17 protein-coding genes are annotated in these 20,746 nt (G+C 72.8%); 12 read left to right on the forward strand and 5 right to left on the reverse strand.

Annotated features, from left to right (window positions below; all coding sequences use genetic code 11):
* The first annotated feature begins 7 nt into the window (after positions 1 to 7).
* Positions 8 to 1,633, forward strand: a complete 1,626-nt coding sequence (locus ABZX40_RS25375) for a 2-oxo acid dehydrogenase subunit E2 (protein ID WP_355742574.1) — start codon at positions 8 to 10, stop codon at positions 1,631 to 1,633.
* 241 nt (positions 1,634 to 1,874) lie between these two features.
* On the opposite strand, the gene ABZX40_RS25380 is transcribed toward ABZX40_RS25375, so the two are convergent.
* Both ABZX40_RS25380 and ABZX40_RS25385 read right to left on the reverse strand, forming a co-directional pair.
* A complete protein-coding gene (locus ABZX40_RS25380) occupies positions 1,875 to 4,106 on the reverse strand; it encodes a SpoIIE family protein phosphatase (protein WP_355742571.1) in 2,232 nt (743 codons plus the stop codon).
* 65 nt (positions 4,107 to 4,171) lie between these two features.
* Positions 4,172 to 5,824, reverse strand: a complete 1,653-nt coding sequence (locus tag ABZX40_RS25385) for an MFS transporter (RefSeq protein WP_355742568.1) — start codon at positions 5,822 to 5,824, stop codon at positions 4,172 to 4,174.
* 159 nt (positions 5,825 to 5,983) lie between these two features.
* Here ABZX40_RS25385 and ABZX40_RS25390 point away from each other — a divergent pair, with 159 nt between their 5' ends.
* The 3 genes from ABZX40_RS25390 to ABZX40_RS25400 all read left to right on the forward strand — a co-directional run bounded on the left by ABZX40_RS25390 (position 5,984) and on the right by ABZX40_RS25400 (position 8,844).
* The gene (locus ABZX40_RS25390) at positions 5,984 to 6,892 is read left to right on the forward strand and encodes a LysR family transcriptional regulator (protein WP_355742565.1); all 909 of its coding nucleotides are present in this window, start codon (positions 5,984 to 5,986) and stop codon (positions 6,890 to 6,892) included.
* A 371-nt stretch (positions 6,893 to 7,263) separates the two neighbouring features.
* Positions 7,264 to 8,166, forward strand: coding sequence for a phosphotransferase (locus ABZX40_RS25395; RefSeq protein WP_355742562.1), 903 nt, complete (start codon positions 7,264 to 7,266; stop codon positions 8,164 to 8,166).
* A gap of 105 nt (positions 8,167 to 8,271) precedes the next feature.
* Positions 8,272 to 8,844, forward strand: a complete 573-nt coding sequence (locus ABZX40_RS25400) for a TetR/AcrR family transcriptional regulator (RefSeq protein WP_355742559.1) — start codon at positions 8,272 to 8,274, stop codon at positions 8,842 to 8,844.
* Between the two features lie 63 nt (positions 8,845 to 8,907).
* Here ABZX40_RS25400 and ABZX40_RS25405 read toward each other — a convergent pair whose 3' ends face one another.
* The gene (locus tag ABZX40_RS25405; RefSeq protein ID WP_355742556.1) at positions 8,908 to 10,035 is read right to left on the reverse strand and encodes a CaiB/BaiF CoA-transferase family protein; all 1,128 of its coding nucleotides are present in this window, start codon (positions 10,033 to 10,035) and stop codon (positions 8,908 to 8,910) included.
* Positions 10,036 to 10,257: 222 nt separating this feature from the next.
* On the opposite strand from ABZX40_RS25405, the gene ABZX40_RS25410 reads away from it, so the two are divergent.
* From ABZX40_RS25410 to ABZX40_RS25420, 3 genes are all read left to right on the forward strand, one after another.
* Positions 10,258 to 11,439 carry an acyl-CoA dehydrogenase family protein gene (locus ABZX40_RS25410; RefSeq protein WP_355742553.1) on the forward strand — a complete coding sequence of 394 codons (1,182 nt, stop codon included), beginning with the start codon at positions 10,258 to 10,260 and terminating at the stop codon, positions 11,437 to 11,439.
* Complete coding sequence (locus tag ABZX40_RS25415; protein ID WP_355742550.1) at positions 11,439 to 12,197, forward strand: SDR family NAD(P)-dependent oxidoreductase; 759 nt, start codon at positions 11,439 to 11,441, stop codon at positions 12,195 to 12,197. The genes ABZX40_RS25410 and ABZX40_RS25415 overlap by 1 nt, the downstream gene beginning before the upstream one ends.
* A gap of 157 nt (positions 12,198 to 12,354) precedes the next feature.
* Positions 12,355 to 13,011, forward strand: coding sequence for a TetR family transcriptional regulator (locus ABZX40_RS25420; RefSeq protein WP_355742548.1), 657 nt, complete (start codon positions 12,355 to 12,357; stop codon positions 13,009 to 13,011).
* 16 nt (positions 13,012 to 13,027) lie between these two features.
* On the opposite strand, the gene ABZX40_RS25425 is transcribed toward ABZX40_RS25420, so the two are convergent.
* Together ABZX40_RS25425 and ABZX40_RS25430 are read right to left on the reverse strand one after the other, a co-directional pair.
* The gene (locus ABZX40_RS25425; protein WP_355742545.1) at positions 13,028 to 14,215 is read right to left on the reverse strand and encodes a spermidine/putrescine ABC transporter substrate-binding protein; all 1,188 of its coding nucleotides are present in this window, start codon (positions 14,213 to 14,215) and stop codon (positions 13,028 to 13,030) included.
* 197 nt (positions 14,216 to 14,412) lie between these two features.
* Positions 14,413 to 15,849: a gamma-aminobutyraldehyde dehydrogenase gene (locus ABZX40_RS25430; protein ID WP_355742542.1), complete on the reverse strand. Its 1,437-nt coding sequence runs from the start codon at positions 15,847 to 15,849 to the stop codon at positions 14,413 to 14,415.
* Positions 15,850 to 16,042: 193 nt separating this feature from the next.
* Between ABZX40_RS25430 and ABZX40_RS25435 the strand changes: the two genes are divergently transcribed.
* The 5 genes from ABZX40_RS25435 to ABZX40_RS25455 all read left to right on the forward strand — a co-directional run bounded on the left by ABZX40_RS25435 (position 16,043) and on the right by ABZX40_RS25455 (position 20,731).
* A complete protein-coding gene (locus tag ABZX40_RS25435) occupies positions 16,043 to 16,549 on the forward strand; it encodes an Lrp/AsnC family transcriptional regulator (protein WP_355742539.1) in 507 nt (168 codons plus the stop codon).
* A 20-nt stretch (positions 16,550 to 16,569) separates the two neighbouring features.
* Positions 16,570 to 17,934 carry an aspartate aminotransferase family protein gene (locus ABZX40_RS25440; RefSeq protein WP_355742536.1) on the forward strand — a complete coding sequence of 455 codons (1,365 nt, stop codon included), beginning with the start codon at positions 16,570 to 16,572 and terminating at the stop codon, positions 17,932 to 17,934.
* Between the two features lie 228 nt (positions 17,935 to 18,162).
* The gene (locus tag ABZX40_RS25445; protein ID WP_355742533.1) at positions 18,163 to 18,942 is read left to right on the forward strand and encodes an ATP-binding cassette domain-containing protein; all 780 of its coding nucleotides are present in this window, start codon (positions 18,163 to 18,165) and stop codon (positions 18,940 to 18,942) included.
* Positions 18,924 to 20,222: a hypothetical protein gene (locus ABZX40_RS25450; RefSeq protein ID WP_355742530.1), complete on the forward strand. Its 1,299-nt coding sequence runs from the start codon at positions 18,924 to 18,926 to the stop codon at positions 20,220 to 20,222. The genes ABZX40_RS25445 and ABZX40_RS25450 overlap by 19 nt, the downstream gene beginning before the upstream one ends.
* A gap of 101 nt (positions 20,223 to 20,323) precedes the next feature.
* Positions 20,324 to 20,731: a VOC family protein gene (locus ABZX40_RS25455; RefSeq protein WP_355742707.1), complete on the forward strand. Its 408-nt coding sequence runs from the start codon at positions 20,324 to 20,326 to the stop codon at positions 20,729 to 20,731.
* The last annotated feature ends 15 nt before the right edge of the window (positions 20,732 to 20,746 follow it).

Genomic DNA, 20,746 nt, shown 5'->3' on the forward strand with positions numbered 1-20,746 from the left:
GAAGACCATGGCAACGCTGCTTCGGGTGCCCGAAGTCGCCGCCGGAGCGACGGAAGCCGTCCTGTCCGAGTGGCTGGTCGAGGAACGCGCCCCGTACCGCACCGGCGATCCGATCGTCGTCCTGGAGACCGACAAGGCATTGGTGGAGGTGGCCGCCGAGACGGACGCGGTGCTGCTGCGCGCGCTGGTCCCGGGCGGGACGACGGTCCCCGTGGGCGCCCCGATGGCCCTGATCGGCGACGGGGCGGAAACGGACACGGAGGTGACCCGACTGCTGGCCGAACTGGGGGTGGGGGGCGCGGGGGAGGCGACCGGGGTGGTGGAGGCGGGGCCTTCCGGGGCGGCCGGGGTGGTGGAGGCGGGGCCTCCTGGGGCGGCCAGGGCGGTGGAGGCGGGGCCTCCTGGGGCGGCCGGGGCGGTGGAGGCGGGGCCTCCCGGGGCGGCTGGGTCGGTGCGGGCGGAGGCGCCAGTGGGCCGGGGCGCGGCGGAGGCGGCCAGGGCGGTGGGGCCGGGGACGCCGGAGGCCCCGGTGGGCCCGGTCGCGCGGGAGGCGGCCGGGGCGATGGGGCCGCGGACGCCGGAGGCCCAGGCGGGGCCGGTCACGCCGGAGGCGGCCAGGGCGGTGGGGCCGCGGACACCGGAGGCCCAGGCGGGCCCGGTCGCGCCGTCGGGCGTCGTGGAGGCGGAGCGCGGGCGGGTGTTCATCAGCCCGATCGCCCGGCGCCTGCTGCGCGAGGCGGGCCTGAGCACGGACGGCGTGCGCGGGACGGGTCCGGGGGGCCGGATCGTCCGGCGGGACGCGGAGCGGGCGGTCGCGGAGGCGGTGGTGCCAGCGGTGGCGGAGGTGCCAGCGGTGGCGGTGCCGGAGGTGCCAGCGGTGGCGGTGCCGGAGGTGCCAGCGGTGGCGGTGCCGGAGGTGCCAGCGGTCACGCCGCTGAGGGCGCCCGAGGTCTCGGCCGGGGATCCGGTCCCGCACTCCCGGCTGCGTCTCGCCATCGCGCACCGGCTGACGGCCGCCAAGCAGCAGATCCCGCACTTCTATCTGCGGCGCACGGCCCGTATCGACGCGCTGCTCGCGCTGCGGCAGCAGCTCAACGCGGTGGCGGCGCGGAAGATCTCGGTCAACGATCTGGTGATCGCGGCGGTCGGGGTCGCCCACCGGGAGGTGCCGGACGCCAATGTCATCTGGACCGACGACGGGATGCGCCGCTTCGGCTCGGTCGATGTGGCGGTGGCCATCGCCTCGGACCGGGGACTGGTGACCCCGGTGGTCCGGGAGGTGGAGCGGCTGTCCCCGAGCGGTATCGCCCAGGCGGTACGGGAGTACGTGACCCGCGCGGACGACGGCACCCTGCGCCAGGGGGAGCTGGAGGGCGGCAGCATCACCGTCACCAACCTGGGGATGTACGGGGTCGAGGAGTTCTCGGCGATCATCAACCCCCCGCACTCGGCGATCCTCGCGGTGGGCGCGGGCCGCCCGGCGCCGGTGGTGGTGGACGGCGGGGTGGAGGTGGCCACGCAGATGGCACTGACCCTGTCCGTGGACCATCGGGCGATCGACGGAGCGCTGGCGGCCCGCTGGATGCAGACGCTGGTGACGGCGCTGGAGGAGCCGCTGCGGCTGATCGCCTGACGGATGTCACCGGCCGGGCTGCGGCTGATCACTTGACGGACGCCGTCGGCCGGGCTGCGGCTGATCGCCTGACGGACGCCGTCGGCCGGGCTGCGGCTGATCGCCTGACGGACGCCGTCGGCCGGGCTGCGGCCGATCATCTGACGGGCACCCTCGGCCGGGCCGCGGGCCGATCGTCCGAAACGCCGGGCGGGCGCCTCAAGCCGGGCCCCGGTCGGTCGCCTGACCCCGGCCGGAGGTCTCAGCCGCGCTGCGGGACGCCCAGTTCGAACCAGGTCGTCTTGCCGCGTCCGGCCGGTGAGCTGCCCCAGGCCGTGGCCAGGGCGTCCACGATGAGCATGCCCCGGCCGGACTCCGCCTCGGCGTCGCCGGTCTCGCCGGGGCCGAGGTCGGCGACCAGCAGCGGTGGCCGGGGGTCGCTGTCGCGGACCTCCACCCGCAGATGGTCGGGGTACTCGCGCAGCCGTACGTCCACATCGCTGTCGGCGTGCACCAGGGCGTTGGTGACGACCTCGGTGAGCAGCAGCTCCAGTTCGTCCTGGAGTCCGGCGAGCCCCCAGCCGGGCAGCAGATCCTGCACATAGTGCCTGAGCCGTCCGACATGGCGCAGATCGCGGCGCTGGACGAAGACCTGGGCGACCCTGCCGTACGGGCTCTCGCTGTGGCCGTCGTAGCGGACCAGGAGCAGGGCGAGGTCGTCGTCGCGCAGGGCGGCGGAGCCGGTCTCGCCGACGAGGCGGTCGGCGAGGATCTCCAGGTCCTCGTGCCGACCGCCGGTGAGGGTGGCGCGCAGCCGGGCGAGTCCGGTGTCGACGTCCCGGTGGCTGAGGTCGAGCAGGCCGTCGGTGAAGAGGGCGACGACCGAGCCGGGGGTCAGCGCGCACTCGGTCTGGAGGTAGCCGGAGTCGGCGTCCACGCCGAGCGGCGGGCCGACCTGGACCTCGCAGCTCAGGCTCCGGCCCTGGGCGTCGATGAGGACCGGGACGGGGTGCCCGGCGGAGGCCAGGGTGGCGGTGCCGGTGGCGAGGTCGAGCCAGAGGCAGCAGCAGGTGGCGAAGTGGTTGGTGTCGAGGGCGCTCAGCAGCCGGTTGCTGCGGATCAGCACCTCGGCGGGGTCGTGGCCCTCGGTGGCGTAGGCGCGGACGGCGCTGCGGAGCTGGCCCATGGTGCCGCCGGCCTCCAGGCTGTGGCCCTCGACATCACCGATGACCAGGGCGACCCGGTCGCCGGGCAGCCGGATCATGTCGTACCAGTCGCCGCCGACCTCGGCGCCGACGTCGGCGGGCTGATAGCGGGCGGTGGAGACGATCTCGGGGAGGTGGGGCAGGGTGCGGGGCAGCAGGCCGTGCTGCATGCTGCGGGCGATGAGGTGCTCGCGCTCGTAGGAGCGGGCCCGCTGGAGGGACTGGCCGACCTGGCCCATCATGATCATGAGGGCGGAGAGATCGGCGTCGTGCAGGAGGCGGGGGCGTTCGGCGGCCAGGACGCAGCACCCGGCCGCCTGGCCGTCGGCGATCAGCGGCAGGAACAGCCAGGCGCAGCTGTCGTCGTCGTAGCGGTCCAGGCCGGGGTAGGCGCGGTGGAGGTCGGTGGCCGACGGGTGGAACAGCATCCGCAGTCCCACGGTGGCGTCGGCCTCCGGGGAGCGGCCGGTGAGGACGAGTCCGTCCAGGCCGCGCAGTTCGGTACGGGAGAACCCGGCGGACCCGGCGACCCGCAGCCGTCCCCGTTCGGTCAGGCACAGCGCCATCGACCGTCCGCCGAACGGCCGGACCACCTCCGTCAGGGCGGTGGCGAGGACGTCCCGGACGGTCTTGGCGGAGGTGAGGCCGGTGGCGAGCCGCTGGAAGCGGTAGAGGAAGCCGGTGCTGGAGGCCGGTCCCCAGGGCTCGTCGACGGTCTCGGGGATGAAGACGGGTGCGGGGGGCGGTTCCATCCGGGCGCCCTTTCCGGCCAGCCGTTCCAGTTCGAGGGCGAGGCGGTCGGCGGCGACGGTGAGGTACTCGACGGTCTCGTCGCCCGTCGGGCGGGGCGGGGCCCAGCGCAGGGTGAGCGCGCCGAAGCGGCGGCGCTGGGTGCGGATCGGCACCGAGATCACATTCATCGCGTAGGGCACGAACTGGAAGACCGCGGGCTCGCTGCGCATCAGGTCGCGGATGCGGGCCTCGTCCCACTGGACGGGGCGTCCGGCGCAGTGGGCGATGGCCGTGGCGAACCGCTTGTCGTCGCAGGGCATGCCGGGGGTGATGGTGAAGCCGAGCAGGGTGTCGACGGACATCGCGGGCAGCAGCATCGGGGTCACACCGTGACCGTCCACCTGGTGTCCGGGGGTGCCGGTCGCCAGGTAGATGGTGCTGGTGGCGGGGCTCAGCGCCACATGGACGCCGCGCAGGGTCTGGGCCAGAGACATGTCCCGTTGCCCGTCGAGCAGGGCCCGGCGCCGCTCGTCGCGCGGGCTGGGATCACCTTCCATGCGTTCCATGCTATGCCCGACATGCCCGGACAACCCGGCGGCCAACCCGGTGGCCTGCACCCGCCTCAGGACCGTCCGGCCGGGGTGCGGCGGGGGCGCTGACGGGCCGGGAGGGTGCGGGGCGCCGTTGCGCCGCCCGGGTGGTGACGGGCCGGAACGGTCGGAACGGGGCGGCGACGGGACAGGAACGTGCGGGCCGTTGTGGTGCGGCCGGGGCGGTAGCGGGACAGGAGCGTACGGGCTGCCGCCGTCGTCTTGCGGCCGGGGCGGTAGCCGGACAGGAGCGTACGGGCTGCCGCCGTCGTCTTGCGGCCGGGGCGGTAGCCGGACAGGAACGTGCGGACCGTCGTCGCGCGGCCGGGACGGTAGCGGGAGAGGAACGTGCGGGCCGCCCCCGTCGTGCCCTCGGGGCGGCGGTGCGCCGAAGCCGTACGGGCCCCCGTCGGGCCGTCGGGGCGGTGATGGGACAGGACCGTCCGGGTGGACAGCAGGGTGGCGGCGGCGACCAGGACCACGAAGCCCAGCATGACCACCCTGGCCGGAACGAACTGGGTGACCAGGCCCAGGCCCACCACCGGTACCGACAGTCCGATGTAGGCGCCCAGGAAGAAGCCGGAGAGGACCTCGGCCCGGGACTCGGGCGGGGCGGCGGAACCGGCGGCGCCCATCGCGCCCCGGAAGGCCAGCCCGCTGCCCGCCCCGGTGAGCACCCCGCCGATCACGAAGACCGCGAGGCTGGGCAGCCACATGCCGGTGACCAGCAGGACGAGTCCGGGCAGCAACAGGAACGGGCCGGTGCGCAAGGTGGTGGCCAGTTCGGCGCGGCTCAGCGCGACCTGGGCGGCGGCGCCCGCGGCGAACGCGGCGAAGGCGACCGCTCCGGCGACCGCGTGCGAGTCCTGGTGCAGGGTCGCGGCCAGGAAGCTCGGGGCCAGTGAGGTGAAGACACCGAAGACGGAGAAGGCGGCCAGCGCGGTGGCGGTGGCGGCGAGGAACAGCCCGCGCGCGGAGGCCGGGACGGCGATGCGCTGCGGCCGGTAACGGGGCGCGGGGCGGGGCCGGTCGACGGTCTCGGGCGCCACCGCGATCAGCACGGCCAGCAGCAGCAGCGCCACGGCGAAGACCAGATACGGCAGCTTCAGCGGAGCGGGGGCGTACTGGGCGAGGAACCCGGCGACCAGCGGGCCGACGCCGATCCCGCCGAGGTTGGCGGCGGTGGCGACGACCTGGGCCCGGTGCGGGGAGGCGTCCGGGCGGGCGCGCAGATGCAGTTCGGCGAGATAGGCGGTGGCGGTCGCGGTGGTCAGGCCGATGGCGACACCGCTGATGATCCGGGCGACGATCAGGCCGGTGAGGCCGGGCTCGAACAGGAAGATCAGCGCGGCGGCCGTGCCGAGCAGCAGCGCGGGCACGAGGACCCGCTTGCGGCCGAAGCGGTCGGAGAGATGCCCGGCCAGGAAGAGGCTGGCGATGACACCGACCGCGTAGACCGCGAAGACGAGGGTGATGGTGAGGGTGGAGAAGCCGTCGCGCCGCTGGTAGAGCACGTACAGCGGGGTGGGGACGGCCGAGAAGCCCATGGTGACGAGGAAGGCCGCGGTGGCCGCCCAGAAGCCGAAGGAGTGGTGCCGGCTGCCGGTCCGGCGGTCGGCGGAGGGGGTGGCGGAATCCTCGGGGGAGGCGGTGCGGGTGTCGCTCGCGCTGCTGACGGAAGCCATGAGGGATGCCCTTGTGTGTGGCGGGGTGAATGCCGCGCGTCGTCGTCACGGCCTGCATCCTCAGAGTGCTCCGGCATGGTTATGCTGTCCAACGAAAAGATCGTATCGCTGTCATTGATGTCATGCATGACAGTGGCTGGTGCGGGAGCGGAGGGAACCGTGGAGCTTCGGCATCTGGAGCACTTCGTGGCGGTCGCGGAGGAGCGCAGCTTCACCCGGGCCGCGGCGCGGCTGTATCTGGGGCAGTCGGCGCTGTCGGTGTCGGTGCGGTCGCTGGAGCGCGAGCTGGACAGCCGGCTGTTCGACCGCTCGACCCACCATGTGCGGCTGACCGACGCCGGTCAGGCGCTGCTGCCGGAGGCGCGGGCGGTCCTGCTGGCCGCCGAGTCGGCCCGCGACGCGGTGGCCGCCGTCCAGGGCGGGGTACGGGGCTCGGTGCGGGTCGGGATCATGCACGCGATGACGATGATCGACTTCGCCGGGCTGCTGACCCGCTACCACCGGGATCACCCCCGAGTACGGATCGTGCCGGGCGCGGCGCAGGGCGGTTCGGCGCAGCTGGTGTCCCAGGTCCTCGACGGCAGCCTGGATCTGGCGTTCGCGGGGCTGCCCGGTGACTACCCGGCGGGGCTGACCGTCCATCACCTCACCTCCGAGCCGATGCTGCTGGCCTGCCCGGAGGACCACCCCTTCGCCGCCCGCGACGACATCGGCCTCGCCGAGCTGGACGGACAGCCCTTCGTCGACTTCCCCGAGGGCTGGGGCATCCGGCTCAGCGTCGACCGGCTGTTCCGGCGGACGGGGATCGGCCGGACGGTGGGGGTGGAGGTGGCCGATGTGCCGACGGTGGTCGAACTGGTCCGCGCGGGCTTCGGGTTCGCCTTCCTCACCGCGACCCTGGCGGCGGGCTCGCGCGGCGGGGTGGGGCTGCGCCCGGTCCGGCCCCAGCCGCAGTTCGTCACCTCGCTGGTGACGGCGTCCGGTCGACGCCCGTCGGCGGCGGCCCGCGCGCTGATCGACCTGGTGCGGGCGGAGTATCCGGCACCGGAGGGACGGGTGCCTGCCTGACGGGGGGGTGGGGTGGTGTCGCCGGGTACGGAAGCGGCGGCGCCGAGCAGGGCGTTGAGCGGGACGTTGAGCGGGCGGCCGGGGCGGAAAACGGCTGGGGCGGGGCTCGGCGGCGTTGTTAGCGTGCGGGAGTGATCTCCGACGGCGCTGATACTCCTGATACGCCCGGCACTCCCAGTACTCCCGGTGTTTTCGGTACTCCCGGTACCTCCGACACCCCTGATGTCCCTGAGATTCCCGGTACTCCCGGTACTCCCGGCACTCCCGCTACCCCCGATGTCCCCACCACCCCCACCACCCCCACCATCCCTGAAGGTCCCGGCATCCCTGAAGGTCCCGGCACCCCCCTCCCCCACCGCGTCGCCGCCGCCGTGCTGCGGGATCACGGGGCCGATCCGCGGGCGGCCGAGGCCGGGCGGGGTTGGACCAACATCACCTGGCTCGCCGGGGAGCTGGTGGTCCGGGTCGCCCGGCACGCGGGGCCCGCGGAGCTGCTGCGCGAGGAACGGCTGCTGCGGCTGCTGCCGCCCGGGGCCGGGTGCCCGCCCGTGCTCGACTCGGGGGTGCGGGACGGGCACGAGTGGGTGCTGACCCGCCGGGTGCCGGGCCGGAGTCTGGAGGAGGTCTGGCCGTCGCTGGACCTCGCCGCCCGGTCCCGGGCCGTCGAGCAGATGTGGGAACGCGCGCGGGAGGTCCACCGGGTCGAGGTGCGGAGCGTGGCACCGTACGTGCGGGACCGCTCGCCGTTCTTCGCCGGGAGCCCGGCGGAGGCGACGGCGGCGCTGGCACGGCTGGTGGGCGCGGGCGCGCTCCCCGCGCCGGTGGCTCAGGGGCTCGGCCCGGTGCTGGACCGGTTCTGGGCCGCGCTGCCCGGTGCGCCCGAGGTGCTGAACCACGGCGACTTCTGTCTGCCGAACACCCTGTGGCACGAGGGCCGGGTCACCGCCCTGCTCGACTTCGAGTTCGCCGTCGTCGCCCCGCTCGCGGTCGACCTCAACGAGCTGGTCAAGACGGCCTTCGCCCCCGGCGCCGACGACGGCCGGGGCGCCCCGCGCGAGACGGTCGCCCGGATCGCCGCCGCCGAACTCGACGCGGCCGGCGGCCCCGACGTGCTCCTCGGGTACGCCGTCCTGCTGGAGATCTGGGCCCTGGAGAACGACCTCGCCGCGGACGAGCCCGACGAGCGGGACCGGGCCACCGCGACCGCCCTCCTCACCGGGTTCGCGGCGGGCGACGGCGGCCTCTACGCCCCGGTGCTGACCGGGACCCGGTGAGGACCACCGCCGCCCGGTTCACCGGAACATGCCGCCGTCGACCCGGCGACGACCCCGGCCCTCTCGGATCCTTTCGCGTCCCTGGGCAGCGGTTACGCTGAGCGCATGCCGTCAAGACGCCGTACCGCACGCCAGACCGATCTGCTGGAACGGCTGGTGGCGCTGCTGGCGGCGGAGGGTTTCGCCTCGTTCACCCTGGACGAGCTGACCGAGCGGCTGCGCTGCTCCAAGACCACGCTGTACCAGCTGGCCGGCAGCAAGCAGGAACTCGTCCGCGAGGCGGTCAAGCACTACTTCCGCGAGGCCACCAAGGTCATCGAGCAGCAGGTGGCGGACGCCTCGGCGCCCTCGGAGCGGGTCGTGGTCTATCTGAACGCGGTCGCCGAGCAGCTCAAGCCGCTGTCCCGGCGGTTCCTGGACGACATGGCCGCCTTCGAACCGGCCCGCGAGGTCTACGAGGCCAACACCCGGATCGCGGCGGAGCGCCTGCGGCAGCTGATCACCGAGGGTGTGGCGGCGGGGGCCTTCCGCGATGTGCACGCGGCCTTCGTGGGCGAGGTGGTCGCCGCGACGATGCAGGAGATCCAGCGCGGCGAGATCGCCACCCGCACCGGGCTGACCGACTCGGAGGCGTACGCGGAGCTGGCGTCACTGATCGTGCACGCCGTCTCCCCCTGAGAACCGGTCCCCGGCTCCCGTCTGAGCCGGTCTCCGGCCCCCTGAACCGGTCTCCGGCCCCCGTCAGAGCCGCGCGCCCCACTCCCTGAGCAGCTCCGCCACATCCGGCACCCCCCGCGCCCCCGGCGGCTCGGGCTCGGCGTTCGGGGTGCGGGAGAAGCGGGGGGCCGGGGCCGCCTGGAGGATGCCGCCGGTCTCGACCAGGGTGCGGCGGGCCGCCATATGGGGGTGGGCGGCGGCCTCGGCGAAGGTGAGGACCGGGGTCACACAGGCGTCCGTACCGGCGAAGTGGGCCGCCCAGTCGTCGCGGGTGCGGCTGAGGAAACATCCGGTGAAGCGGGCGCGCAGGGCGGGCCAGCCGGAACGGTCCTCCTGGGCCGGGAGGGCGGCCGGGTCCAGGCCGAGGCCGGTCAGCAGCGCGGCGTAGAAGTGCGGTTCGAGGGCGGCCACGGCGACGAAACCGCCGTCGGCGCAGGTGTAGGTGTCGTAGTAGGGGGCGGCGCCGTCGAAGACGTTGGCGCCCCGGTCGTCGGACCAGACACCCATGCCGCGCAGGGCGAAGGTCATCTGGGCGAGCAGGGCGGCGCCGTCGACCATGGCGGCGTCCACGGTCTGCCCGGCGCCGGAGCGGGCGCGTTCGAGGAGCGCCGCGAGGATGCCGACGACCAGCAGCAGGGAGCCGCCGCCGAAGTCGCCGACCAGATTGAGCGGCGGGGGCGGCGGACCGTCGGGGCGGCCCATGGCGTTCAGGACGCCGGTCAGGCCGATGTAGTTGAGGTCGTGGCCGGGTGCCTGGGCGAGCGGACCGTCCTGGCCCCAGCCGGTGATCCGGGCGTAGACCAGGGCCGGGTTGCGGGCGGAGCAGTCGCCGGGTCCGACGCCGAGCCGCTCGGCGACCCCGGGGCGCAGCCCCTCGATCAGGACGTCGGCGCGCTCGGCGAGGGCCAGCACCTGCTCCCGGTCCTCCGTCCGCTTGAGATCGGCGAAGAGCGAGCGCCGGCCGCGCAGCACGATGTCGGTGGCCCCGTCCGGGCCGAGCCGCAGTGCCCGCCCGGCGGGCCGTTCCACCCGGACGACATCGGCGCCGAGGTCCGCCAGCACCATCGCGGCATGGGGAGCGGGCCCGAGTCCCGCCAGCTCAAGAACGCGCAGTCCGGCGAGGGGACCCGTGGACCCGTCTCTGGGAAACATGGCATTACCGTACCTCAGGCGATACTGTTGTATCGCTAGCCGTATCAATAATCACGCGAACCACACCGCCACCGAGCGCCACTCACGACGGTCATCGGTGACCGATGAACGGCTACCGGCAGCCGATGACCGCGCGACCGGTGACCGGTGACCAATAACCAGTAACCAAATGACCGTGATCGCTGATCATCAACCGACCCAGTGCCAGGACCGGGGGACCTCATGCCCGCCACCCGTACACTCCCCACGCCGGAAGCCGTCGACCTGATCGGGCTGACCCGTGAGCTGGCCGCGAAGGAACTCGCGCCGCGGGTCGCGGAGGCCGAGGCCGAGGAGCGGTTCCCCCGCGAGGTCTTCCGCACCCTCGGCCGCGCCGGGCTGCTGAGCCTGCCCTACCCGGAGGAGTACGGCGGCGGCGACCAGCCCTACGAGATCTATCTCCAGGTCCTGGAGGAGATCGCGTCGGTGTGGTCCAGCGTCGCGGTCGGCGTCTCCGTGCACGCGCTGTCCTGCTACGCGCTGGCCGCCTTCGGCACCGAGGAGCAGCGCGAGGAGTGGCTGCCGGACATGCTGGGCGGCGAACTGCTCGGCGCGTACGCGCTGTCCGAGGCGCACGCGGGCTCCGACCCCGGCGCGATGCGCACCCGGGCCGTCCGCGACGGCGGCGACTATGTGCTGAACGGCGCCAAGGCCTGGATCACCCACGGCGGGCACGCCGACTTCTACACCGTCATGGCCCGTACCTCCGACGACCGTTCGCACGGCATCTCCTGCTTCCTGGTCCCGGCCGCCACCCCCGGTCTGATCGCCGACCCGCCCGAGCGGAAGATGGGCCTCACCGGCTCCGCCACCGCCACCATCCGGCTGGAGGACGTCCGGGTCCCGGCCCGGCGCCGGATCGGCGCGGAGGGCCAGGGCCTGCGCATCGCGTTCGCCGGACTGGACTCCGGGCGGCTCGGCATCGCCTCCGTCGGGGTCGGACTCGCCCAGGGCGCGCTGGACCACGCGGTGCGCTACGCCCGTGAGCGGGAGACGTTCGGGCAGGCCATCATCGACCACCAGGGCCTGGCCTTCGTCCTCGCGGACATGGCCGCCGCCGTCCAGTCCGCCCGCGCCACCACCCTCGCCGCGGCCCGGCTGCGGGACCAGGGGCTGCCGTTCGGCACCGAGGCGGCGGTGGCCAAACTCGTCGCCACCGACAACGCGATGAAGGTCACAACGGACGCGGTCCAGGTGCTGGGAGGCTACGGATACACCCGTGACTTCCCGGTCGAGCGCTATATGCGCGAGGCCAAGGTCATGCAGATCTTCGAAGGCACCAACCAGATCCAGCGGCTGATCATCGGCCGCGGACTGAAGCACGACGACCGAGGCGACCTGCGGGTCCGGAACCAGGAGAACTGATGCGCATCGACCAGACCGCCGCGATCGTGACCGGCGGAGCGTCCGGGCTGGGGGCCGCGACCGCCGCGGCCCTCGCCAAGCAGGGGGCCCAGGTCTTCGTCCTGGACCTCACGGCGGGCGACGCGGGCGACACCGGCCCCGGCAGCATCACCTATCTGACGACCGACATCACCGACCCGGAGGCCGTCCGGGAGGCCGTCGCCACGGCCGCCGGGAGCGGCGCCCCGCTGCGGACGGCGGTCAACTGCGCCGGTATCGCGCCCTCGATGCGGATCCTCGGCAAGAAGGGCGTGCACGACCTCGCCCTGTACGCCAAGGTCATCCAGGTCAATCTGATCGGCACCTTCAACGTCCTGGCACTGGCCGGTGAGGCCATCGCCCGGACCGAGGCCGACGAGCACGGCCAGCGCGGCGTCATCGTCAACACCGCCTCGGTCGCCGCGTACGAGGGCCAGGTCGGGCAGGCCGCCTACGCCTCCTCCAAGGGCGGGGTCGTCGGACTGACCCTGCCGGCCGCCCGTGACCTCGCCCAGTACGGCATCCGGGTGTGCACCATCGCCCCCGGCATCGTGGAGACGCCGATGCTGGCCACGATCTCCGAGGAGTTCCGCGCCTCGCTCGCCGCCGGGGTGCCCTTCCCGCAGCGCCTGGGCCGCCCCGACGAGTACGCGCAACTCGCCCTCGCGATCATCGAGCACGACTACCTCAACGGCGAGACCATCCGCATGGACGGCGCCCTGCGGATGGCTCCGCGCTGATCCGGCGCAGGAATGGCTCCGCACCGACCCGGCGGAGCGACCGGGGCCGGGGCCGGGACCGGGGCCGGGACCGGGGCCGGGACCGGGACCGGGGCCGGGACCGGGACCGGGGCTGGGAGAACCGCGCAACGCAACCTCGTTGCGCTAAACTACCCGGATGACCACCTCGTTCCAGCGGGCCCGGCGCCCCGAGCACAAGGAGCGGCGCCGCCAGGACATCCTGGACGCCGCCGCCACCCTGGGGCGCCGCGACGGGGTACGGGCCGTGACCCTCACCGACCTCGCGGCCGAGGCGGGGGTGCACAAGTCGGCCGTACTGCGCTACTTCGAGTCGCGCGAGGCGGTGTTCCTGCTGCTCACGGCCCAGTCCTGGCAGGACTGGGCGGGCGCGGTCGAAGACCGGCTGACCGGCCCGGCCGACCCGCGCGAGATCGCCGCCGCCCTGGCCGGCACCCTCGCCGACCGCCCCCTGTTCTGCGATCTGCTCGCCCACGCCCCGCTCCATCTGGAGCGGGGGGTGTCGCAGCAGGAGGTCCGCGCCTTCAAGGTGACCGTCTTCAAGGCCGTCGACCGCCTGGTCGAGACCCTCACCACCGCCCTGCCGGGCGTCACCCGGCCCGGGGCCGTAGATGTGATCGCCGGGGTGACAGGGCTGGCGGCCTCCCTCTGGCAGACCGCCAACCCCCCGGACACCCTGGCCCGCCTCTACGCCGAGGACCCGGCCTTTGCGCACACCCCGGTGGAGTTCGCCCCGCGCCTGGAACGCCTGGTGGCCCTGCTGCTGACGGCGACGGCCCAGACGGCGGGCTCGTAACGGCACAGCCCCCGATTCACAACCCGGCGATGGCGTTCCACCGCTTGCCGAACTCCATCCGCTCCTCGGCGGTGATGTCCCGCGCGATGGACAGCCGCTCCCGCATCCCGTCGTCGGGGAAGATCAGCGGATCCTCGGCGAGGGCGGCCAGCTCCCCGTCCTTCGAGGAGGCGAGGACATCACGGGCGGCGGGCACAGGACACACATAGTTGACCCACGCGGCCAGTTCCGCGGCGACCTCGGGCTCGTAGTAGTAGTCGATCAGCCGCTCGGCGTTGGCCTTGTGGGCGGCGAGGTTGGGGATCATCAGCGACTCGGCCCACAGCTCGGCGCCCTCCTCGGGGACGACGAACTCGATGTCGGGGTCGTCGGCCTGGAGCTGGATCACATCGCCGGAGTACGCCTGGCAGGCGAGGACATCCCCGCTGGAGAGGTCCTTGATGTAGTCGTTGCCGGTGAAGCGGCGGATCTGGCCGCTGCGCACCTGCCGGTCCACCTGGTCGCAGACCTGGTGGAAGTCGCGGGCGGTCCAGCGGGTGATGTCGACGCCGTTGCCCAGCATCAGCAGCGCGAACGCCTCGTCCAGCCCGGACAGCAGGGTGACCCGCCCCTTCAGATCCTTCGCCCACAGATCCGACACGTTCCGGATCTCCCGGCCGAGCCGCCGCCGGTTGTAGGCGATGCCGGTGATCCCGGACTGCCAGGGCACGGTGTACTTGCGGCCGGGGTCGAAGGCGGGCGAGCGCAGCAGCGGATCCAGATACCGGGTGACATTGGGCTGCCGGGCGCGGTCCATCTCCTGCACCCAGCCGAGCCGCACGAACCGGGCGCACATCCAGTCGCTGATGACGATGAGATCGCGGTCGGTGGCCTGATGGTTCATCAGCGAGGGGCTGATCTTGCCGAAGAACTCGTCGTTGTCGTTGATCTCCTCGACATAGTCGACGGAGATCCCGGTCCGCTTCTCGAACGCGTCGAGGGTGGGCCGGCGGGTGGTGTTCTCGTCGTCGGTGTCGATGTAGAGCGGCCAGTTGGCGAACACCAGCCGCTGATCCCGCGCGGACCGGTCGGCCCCGGCCCGGTCCCCCGGCGCCACATAGGCAGCGGGCACCCCGCACCCCGCGAGCGCCCCGAGCACAGCACCCCCACCGAGCCCACGCAACAAGGCCCGACGGGACACCCCGAAAGAGTTCATAACCACCATCCCCGCAGCATGCGCCGCCCCCCGAACCCCGGACAACAGACGCAACGTCAAGCAAACGGCACCGTCAAAGACACCTTGTCGAAGACGCCGCAAAGGGGCGCTGGGGGTACCCCCTCTGGGGGAGGAACTGCGCGACCAGCCACAACCGGCCCGCAGTCCCCCACGAAGAAAAACCACTCACCACCCCGGACCGAATGTCAGTCCAGGGAGGTCATCACATGCTTGATCCGCGTGTAGTCATCAAACCCGTAACCGGAAAGGTCCTTGCCGTACCCCGACTTCTTGAACCCCCCATGGGGCATCTCCGCCACGAGAGGAATATGCGTGTTGATCCACACGCACCCGAAGTCCAGCACCTTGGACATCCGCATCGCCCGCCCATGGTCCTTCGTCCACACCGACGACGCCAGCGCGTACTCCACACCGTTGGCCCACCGCACGGCCTGCGCCTCGTCCGTGAACGACTGGACCGTGATGACCGGCCCGAACACCTCGTTCTGGATGATCTCGTCGTCCTGCTGGAGCCCCGACACCACGGTCGGCGCGTAGAAGTACCCGGTCTCACCCACCCGGTGGCCACCGGCCTGCACCTTGGCGTGGGCCGGGAGGCGGTCGATGAACCCGGAGACCTGGGCGAGCTGGTTCGGGTTGTTCAGCGGCCCGTACAGCACGTCCTCGTCGTCCGGCTGCCCGGTCTTCGTGCCCGCGGCGACAGCCGCGAGCGCGGCGACGAACTCGTCGTGGATGGACTCCTGGACCAGCACGCGCGTGGCGGCCGTACAGTCCTGACCGGCGTTGAAGAAGCCCGCCGTGGAGATGTCCTCGACGGCCTTGGCGATGTCGACGTCCTCGAAGACGACGACCGGCGCCTTGCCGCCCAGCTCCAGATGGACCCGCTTGACATCCTTCGCGGCGGACTCGGCGACCGAGATGCCGGCCCGTACCGACCCGGTGATGGAGGCCATCGCCGGGGTGGGGTGCTCGACCATCAGCCGCCCGGTGTCGCGGTCGCCGCAGATGACGTTGAAGACACCCTTGGGGACGACGGAGCCGATGATCTCGGCGATCAGCACGGTCGACGCCGGGGTGGTGTCGGACGGCTTCAGCACCACCGTGTTGCCCGCGGCGAGCGCCGGGGCGAACTTCCACACGGCCATCATCATCGGGTAGTTCCAGGGCGCGACCTGCGCGCAGACACCGACCGGCTCGCGGCGGACGATGGAGGTGAGGCCCTCCATGTACTCACCGGCCGAGCGGCCCTCCAGCATCCGGGCCGCCCCCGCGAAGAAGCGGATCTGGTCGACCATCGGCGGGATCTCCTCGGTGCGGGTGAGCCCGATGGGCTTGCCCGTGTTCTCCACCTCGGCCGCGATGAGTTCCTCGGCGCGCTCCTCGAAGAGGTCGGCGATCTTCAGGAGGGCCTTCTGGCGCTCCGCCGGGGTGCTGTCCCGCCACGCCGGGAACGCCGCCGCGGCGGCGGCCATGGCGGCGTCGACGTCGGACTCCCCGGACAGCGGCGCGGTGGCGTACGCCTCGCCGGTCGCCGGGTTCACCACCTCGGTGGTGCGTCCGTCGGCGGCGTCCCGGAACTCTCCGTCGATGTAGTTGCGCAGACGACGCAGCTCGGTGCTCACTTCCGGCCCTCCAAGTGTGTGTACCCGTGTGGGTGTCCAGTACCTGAGACACCCAGCGTAATCGGTAGCCCCACGGTTTCAACACCCCCCGCCGCGCCGAACCTGCGAAATCCGCACACTCAGGCCCCATGAACAACGAAATTCATCGCTCAGCTCTTGCGAAACGGTCGAGACCTCGGGCACAGTGAGCTTCGTGGCCAGTCGAAGCGCAGAGCCCAGGGGCTCCAGTCAGTCCAGGACCGGGAACGGCAGTCCCACCCTGGACGATGTCTCCCTCGCCATCATCGAGCAACTCCAGGAGGACGGCCGCAGGCCGTACGCCGCGATCGGCAAGGCCGTCGGCCTGTCGGAGGCGGCGGTGCGCCAGCGCGTCCAGAAGCTGCTCGATCAGGGTGTGATGCAGATCGTCGCTGTCACGGACCCGCTCACCGTGGGCTTCCGCCGGCAGGCGATGGTCGGCATCAACGTCGAGGGTGACGTGGAGGCCGCGGCCGAGGCGCTGACGGCCATGTCCGAGTGCGAGTACGTGGTGATGACCGCGGGCTCGTTCGATCTGATGGTGGAGATCGTCTGCGAGGACGACGACCATCTGCTCGATGTCATCAACCGACGCATCCGGGCCATGCCCGGAGTGCGCTCCACCGAGAGTTTCGTCTATCTGAAGCTCAAGAAGCAGACCTATATGTGGGGAACCCGATAACCCGTGAGGACCCGATAACCGTGAGCACCAAGGACCTCAGCCAGAGCGCCTACGACCACCTGTGGATGCACTTCACCCGCATGTCGTCGTACGAGAACTCCCCCGTCCCCACGATCGTGCGGGGTGAGGGCACCTACATCTACGACGACAAGGGCAAGCGCTACCTCGACGGGCTCGCCGGTCTCTTCGTCGTCCAGGCCGGTCACGGCCGGGTCGAGCTGGCCGAGGCCGCCGCCAAGCAGGCGCAGGAGCTGGCGTTCTTCCCGGTGTGGTCCTACGCCCACCCGAAGGCAGTCGAGCTGGCCGAGCGTCTCGCGCACCACGCGCCCGGCGACCTCAACAAGGTCTTCTTCACCACCGGTGGCGGCGAGGCCGTCGAGACCGCCTGGAAGCTGGCCAAGCAGTACTTCAAGCTCCAGGGCAAGCCGACGAAGTACAAGGTCATCTCGCGTGCGGTCGCCTACCACGGCACCCCGCAGGGCGCCCTGTCCATCACCGGCCTCCCGGCGCTGAAGGCCCCCTTCGAGCCGCTGGTCCCGGGCGCCCACAAGGTCCCGAACACCAACATCTACCGCGCCCCGATCCACGGCGACGACCCCGAGGCGTTCGGCCGCTGGGCCGCCGACCAGATCGAGCAGGAGATCCTGTTCGAGGGCCCGGAGACGGTCGCCGCGGTCTTCCTGGAGCCGGTGCAGAACGCGGGCGGCTGCTTCCCGCCCCCGCCCGGCTACTTCCAGCGGGTCCGCGAGATCTGCGACCAGTACGACGTACTGCTGGTCTCGGACGAGGTCATCTGCGCCTTCGGCCGCCTCGGCACGATCTTCGCCTGCGACAAGTTCGACTACGTACCGGACATGATCACCTGCGCCAAGGGCATGACCTCGGGCTACTCCCCGATCGGCGCCTGCATCGTCTCCGACCGGGTCGCCGAGCCGTTCTACCAGGGCGACAACACCTTCCTGCACGGCTACACCTTCGGCGGCCACCCGGTCTCCGCGGCGGTCGGCCTCGCCAACCTCGACCTGTTCGAGCGCGAGAACCTCACCCAGCACGTGCTGGACAACGAGGGCGCCTTCCTCTCCACCCTCCAGAAGCTGCACGACCTCCCGATCGTCGGCGACGTCCGCGGCAACGGCTTCTTCTACGGCATCGAGCTGGTGAAGGACAAGGCCACCAAGGAGACGTTCAACGACGAGGAGACCGAGCGCGTCCTGTACGGCTTCCTCTCGAAGGCGCTCTACGACAACGGCCTGTACTGCCGGGCCGACGACCGCGGCGACCCGGTCGTCCAGCTCGCCCCGCCGCTGATCTCAGACCAGTCGACCTTCGACGAGATCGAGCAGATCCTGCGCGCGACCCTGACGGAGGCGTGGACCAAGCTCTGATCCCCGCCCCGCATGGTTTGTGATCTTCCGTCTGGATGATCATCCCGGCCCCGGTGCCGTCCGTTCGAGTGAGAAACGGCGGCCCGGGGCCGCGTGCTGTCCGGCCCCGGCAGGGCGAGTCCCTAGCGTGCCCAGTGACCGATCGGCCCAGCCTTCGTTCCCCCGCCCGGGGGAGACGGCACGGGGGAACCAGGGATTCACAGACCAGCCGAACAGAGGTGTACGCCCATGGAGGCCCCGCCGGACAACGACGTGCTGTGGGCACGCTCCCTGCACTTCACCCACGACGACGGCTCCCCGGCGCTGAGCGGGGTCTCGCTCGGCGTCCGGGAGGGCGAGATCCTCGCCGTCGGCGGCCCGCGCGGCAGCGGCAAGACATCCCTGCTGCGCTGTCTGTCCGGACTGGCCCGGCCCCGGCGGGGCGAGGTCTGGTTCAACAGCGTCCCGGTGCACACCATGGGCCCGCTGGCCCGGGAACGGCTGCGCCGCGACCGGTTCGGCTGGATCGACCCGGCCCCCGTCCTCGTCCCGGAGCTGACCGTCTGGGAGAACGCGGCGCTGCCGCTGATGCTGCGCGGCACCAGCAGGCGCCGGGCCAGGACCGCCGCCCTGGAGTGGCTGGAGCGGCTCGACATCGGCGACCGGGCCCGCCGCTATCCCCACCAGCTCCAGCAGGCCGAGCGGCAGCGCGCCTGTATCGCCCGCGCCCTGGCCCCGGCCCCCTCGGTGCTGTTCGCCGACGAACCGACCGCGCCCCTGCACCGCGCCGACCGCGCCCATGTGCTGCGCACCCTCACCACGGCGGCCCGCTCGCACGGGATCACGGTGCTGCTGGCCACCCATGACGCCGAGACCGCCGCGCTCGCCGACCGCACGGTCGCGCTGCTGGACGGGCGGCGGGTGCACACCGTCCAGCTGCCGCCGGACGACGGGGTGGACCCGGCGGACACGGCGGACGCGCCGGACGAGTCGGAGGAGGGCCGGGCCGAGTGCTCGCTGTCCGTCTGAGCCGGGCCGGCCGCCCCGCCGTCCAGTTGCGCAGGCTGCTGGTCGCGGCGGCGGCCGGGGGCACCGGTTTTCTGCTGCTGTGCACCCTCGGCCACGCCCTGGGCCACCCCGGTGACGCGAGCGGTTCGGCGCTGCGGCTGGCCTGGTGCCTGGTGCCGGTCGCCGCGACCGTGCAGTTCGCGGTGGCGGTGGCCCGTACGGACCCCGGCACCCTGCCCCGTCCCGGGCTCTCCGCGATCGGGCTCGGCCCGGCCCGGCTGATGGCGATCTCGGCGACCACCACCGCCCTCGCCACCACCCTGGGCTCGATGCTGGCGCTGCTGTTCTTCCTGCATCTGCGCGGCGACCTGAGCGGTATGCCGTTCGACGGCGCCGCCGCCGACACCCTCGCCGCCGGACTGCCCCTGCCGCTGCCGGCCGCCCTCACCCTGCTCGCCGTCGTCCCGTGCACCGCGTCCCTGGTCACCGCCCTGGTGCTGCGCCCCCGTGAACGCGGCGCCGTCGGCCGGGCGGCCCTCGCCCGCTGGCGGGCCCGGCGGGCAGCGGAGCGGACGGAAGAGCGGACGCAGGAGCGGACAGCGACGGCCGGGCGGACGGAGGCGGCCGAGGCGGCCCCCGAGCGCGCCGCGGCGGCGGTGGCGGCGCCCCCCGCCGCCGAGCCGCCCGTCCCCACCGGGCTGCCCTGGGGCGTCGCGGTGCTGGCGGCGGGCCTCGCGGTGGAGGCGTACGCCACCCGGGTCGCCCCCGGCAGCGCGACGGCCACCCTGCCGGGCGGGCTGCGCGCGGGACCGGTCAGCGTGCTGATCGGCTGGACGCTCACCGCGGTGGGCCTGGCGCTCGCCGGACCGGGGCTGACCCATCTGTGCGGACGGCTGCTCCAGACCGTACGGCCGGGTGCGCTGCGGCTGCTGGCGGGGCGGGTGCTGATGGCCGAGTCCGGGCGGATCGGGCGCCCGCTGGGCGTGGTCTGCGCGGTGGGGTCGGCGGCGTTCGCGACGGCCGCGCTGCACGATCCCGGGGGCGCGGACGAGCCGGTCTTCGGCCCGCTCACCACGCTCGGGGCGCTGCTGGTGGCGGGCTGCGCGCTGGCCACCCTGGCGACCGCCGCCGTCGAGGCCCGGCACGCCCGCGCCGACACCACCGCCGCGCTGCTCAGGCTCGGCGCCCCGGCCACCACCCTGCGCGGCGCGGCGGCCCTGCGCGCGGGCGCGCTGCTGGCGCTGTTCGGTCCGCTGACCCTGCTGGTGGCCCAACTGGCGGCCCAGCCCCTGCTGCGCTGACCGCGATACGGTCACCGCCCCCCCGGTGGCCGATGAGTTTCCCGGCGCCCCCGGGTCTACCCCACCGAACGGCACAGTGCCCCCCGATGGGAGAGATCCGGATGTACCAGCAGATGATTTTCGTGAACCTGCCCGTGCGCGACCTCGCCGCGTCGAAGACGTTCTTCACCGAGCTGGGCTATGCGATCAACGCCCAGTTCAGTGACGACAGCACGGCGTCCGTGGTGATCAGCGACACCATCGTGGCGATGCTGCACACCCCGGAGAAGTACGGGATCTTCACCAAGAAGGAGATCGCGGACGCCACCCGGACCAGCGAGGTGCTGATCGCGCTCAGCGCCGAGAGCCGCGAGAAGGTCGACGAGCTGGTCGGCAAGGCCCTGGCGGCGGGCGGCACGGCCACCGGCGAGACCCAGGACCACGGCTTCATGTACGGCCGCGCCTTCGACGATCTCGACGGCCACACCTGGGAGATCGTCTGGATGGACCCGGCGGCGGTGCAGGGCTGAGCACCCGGGGCGCGG

Origin of the sequence: Streptomyces sp. NPDC004610, assembly GCF_040609715.1 — a bacterium.
In the GTDB taxonomy this organism is placed as follows: domain Bacteria; phylum Actinomycetota; class Actinomycetes; order Streptomycetales; family Streptomycetaceae; genus Streptomyces.

Excerpts from the sequence above, each read along its gene's own strand:
- ABZX40_RS25375 (WP_355742574.1), top strand. The coding sequence starts at position 8 with ATGGCAACGCTGCTTCGGGTGCCCGAAGTCGCCGCCGGAGCGACGGAA.
- ABZX40_RS25420 (WP_355742548.1), top strand. The coding sequence starts at position 12,355 with ATGACCACCTCGTTCCAGCGGGCCCGGCGCCCCGAGCACAAGGAGCGG.
- ABZX40_RS25400 (WP_355742559.1), top strand. The coding sequence starts at position 8,272 with ATGCCGTCAAGACGCCGTACCGCACGCCAGACCGATCTGCTGGAACGG.
- ABZX40_RS25445 (WP_355742533.1), top strand. The coding sequence starts at position 18,163 with ATGGAGGCCCCGCCGGACAACGACGTGCTGTGGGCACGCTCCCTGCAC.
- ABZX40_RS25415 (WP_355742550.1), top strand. The coding sequence starts at position 11,439 with ATGCGCATCGACCAGACCGCCGCGATCGTGACCGGCGGAGCGTCCGGG.
- ABZX40_RS25405 (WP_355742556.1), bottom strand. The coding sequence starts at position 10,035 with ATGTTTCCCAGAGACGGGTCCACGGGTCCCCTCGCCGGACTGCGCGTT.
- ABZX40_RS25385 (WP_355742568.1), bottom strand. The coding sequence starts at position 5,824 with ATGGCTTCCGTCAGCAGCGCGAGCGACACCCGCACCGCCTCCCCCGAG.
- ABZX40_RS25380 (WP_355742571.1), bottom strand. The coding sequence starts at position 4,106 with ATGGAAGGTGATCCCAGCCCGCGCGACGAGCGGCGCCGGGCCCTGCTC.
- ABZX40_RS25425 (WP_355742545.1), bottom strand. The coding sequence starts at position 14,215 with ATGGTGGTTATGAACTCTTTCGGGGTGTCCCGTCGGGCCTTGTTGCGT.
- ABZX40_RS25455 (WP_355742707.1), top strand. The coding sequence starts at position 20,324 with ATGTACCAGCAGATGATTTTCGTGAACCTGCCCGTGCGCGACCTCGCC.
- ABZX40_RS25410 (WP_355742553.1), top strand. The coding sequence starts at position 10,258 with ATGCCCGCCACCCGTACACTCCCCACGCCGGAAGCCGTCGACCTGATC.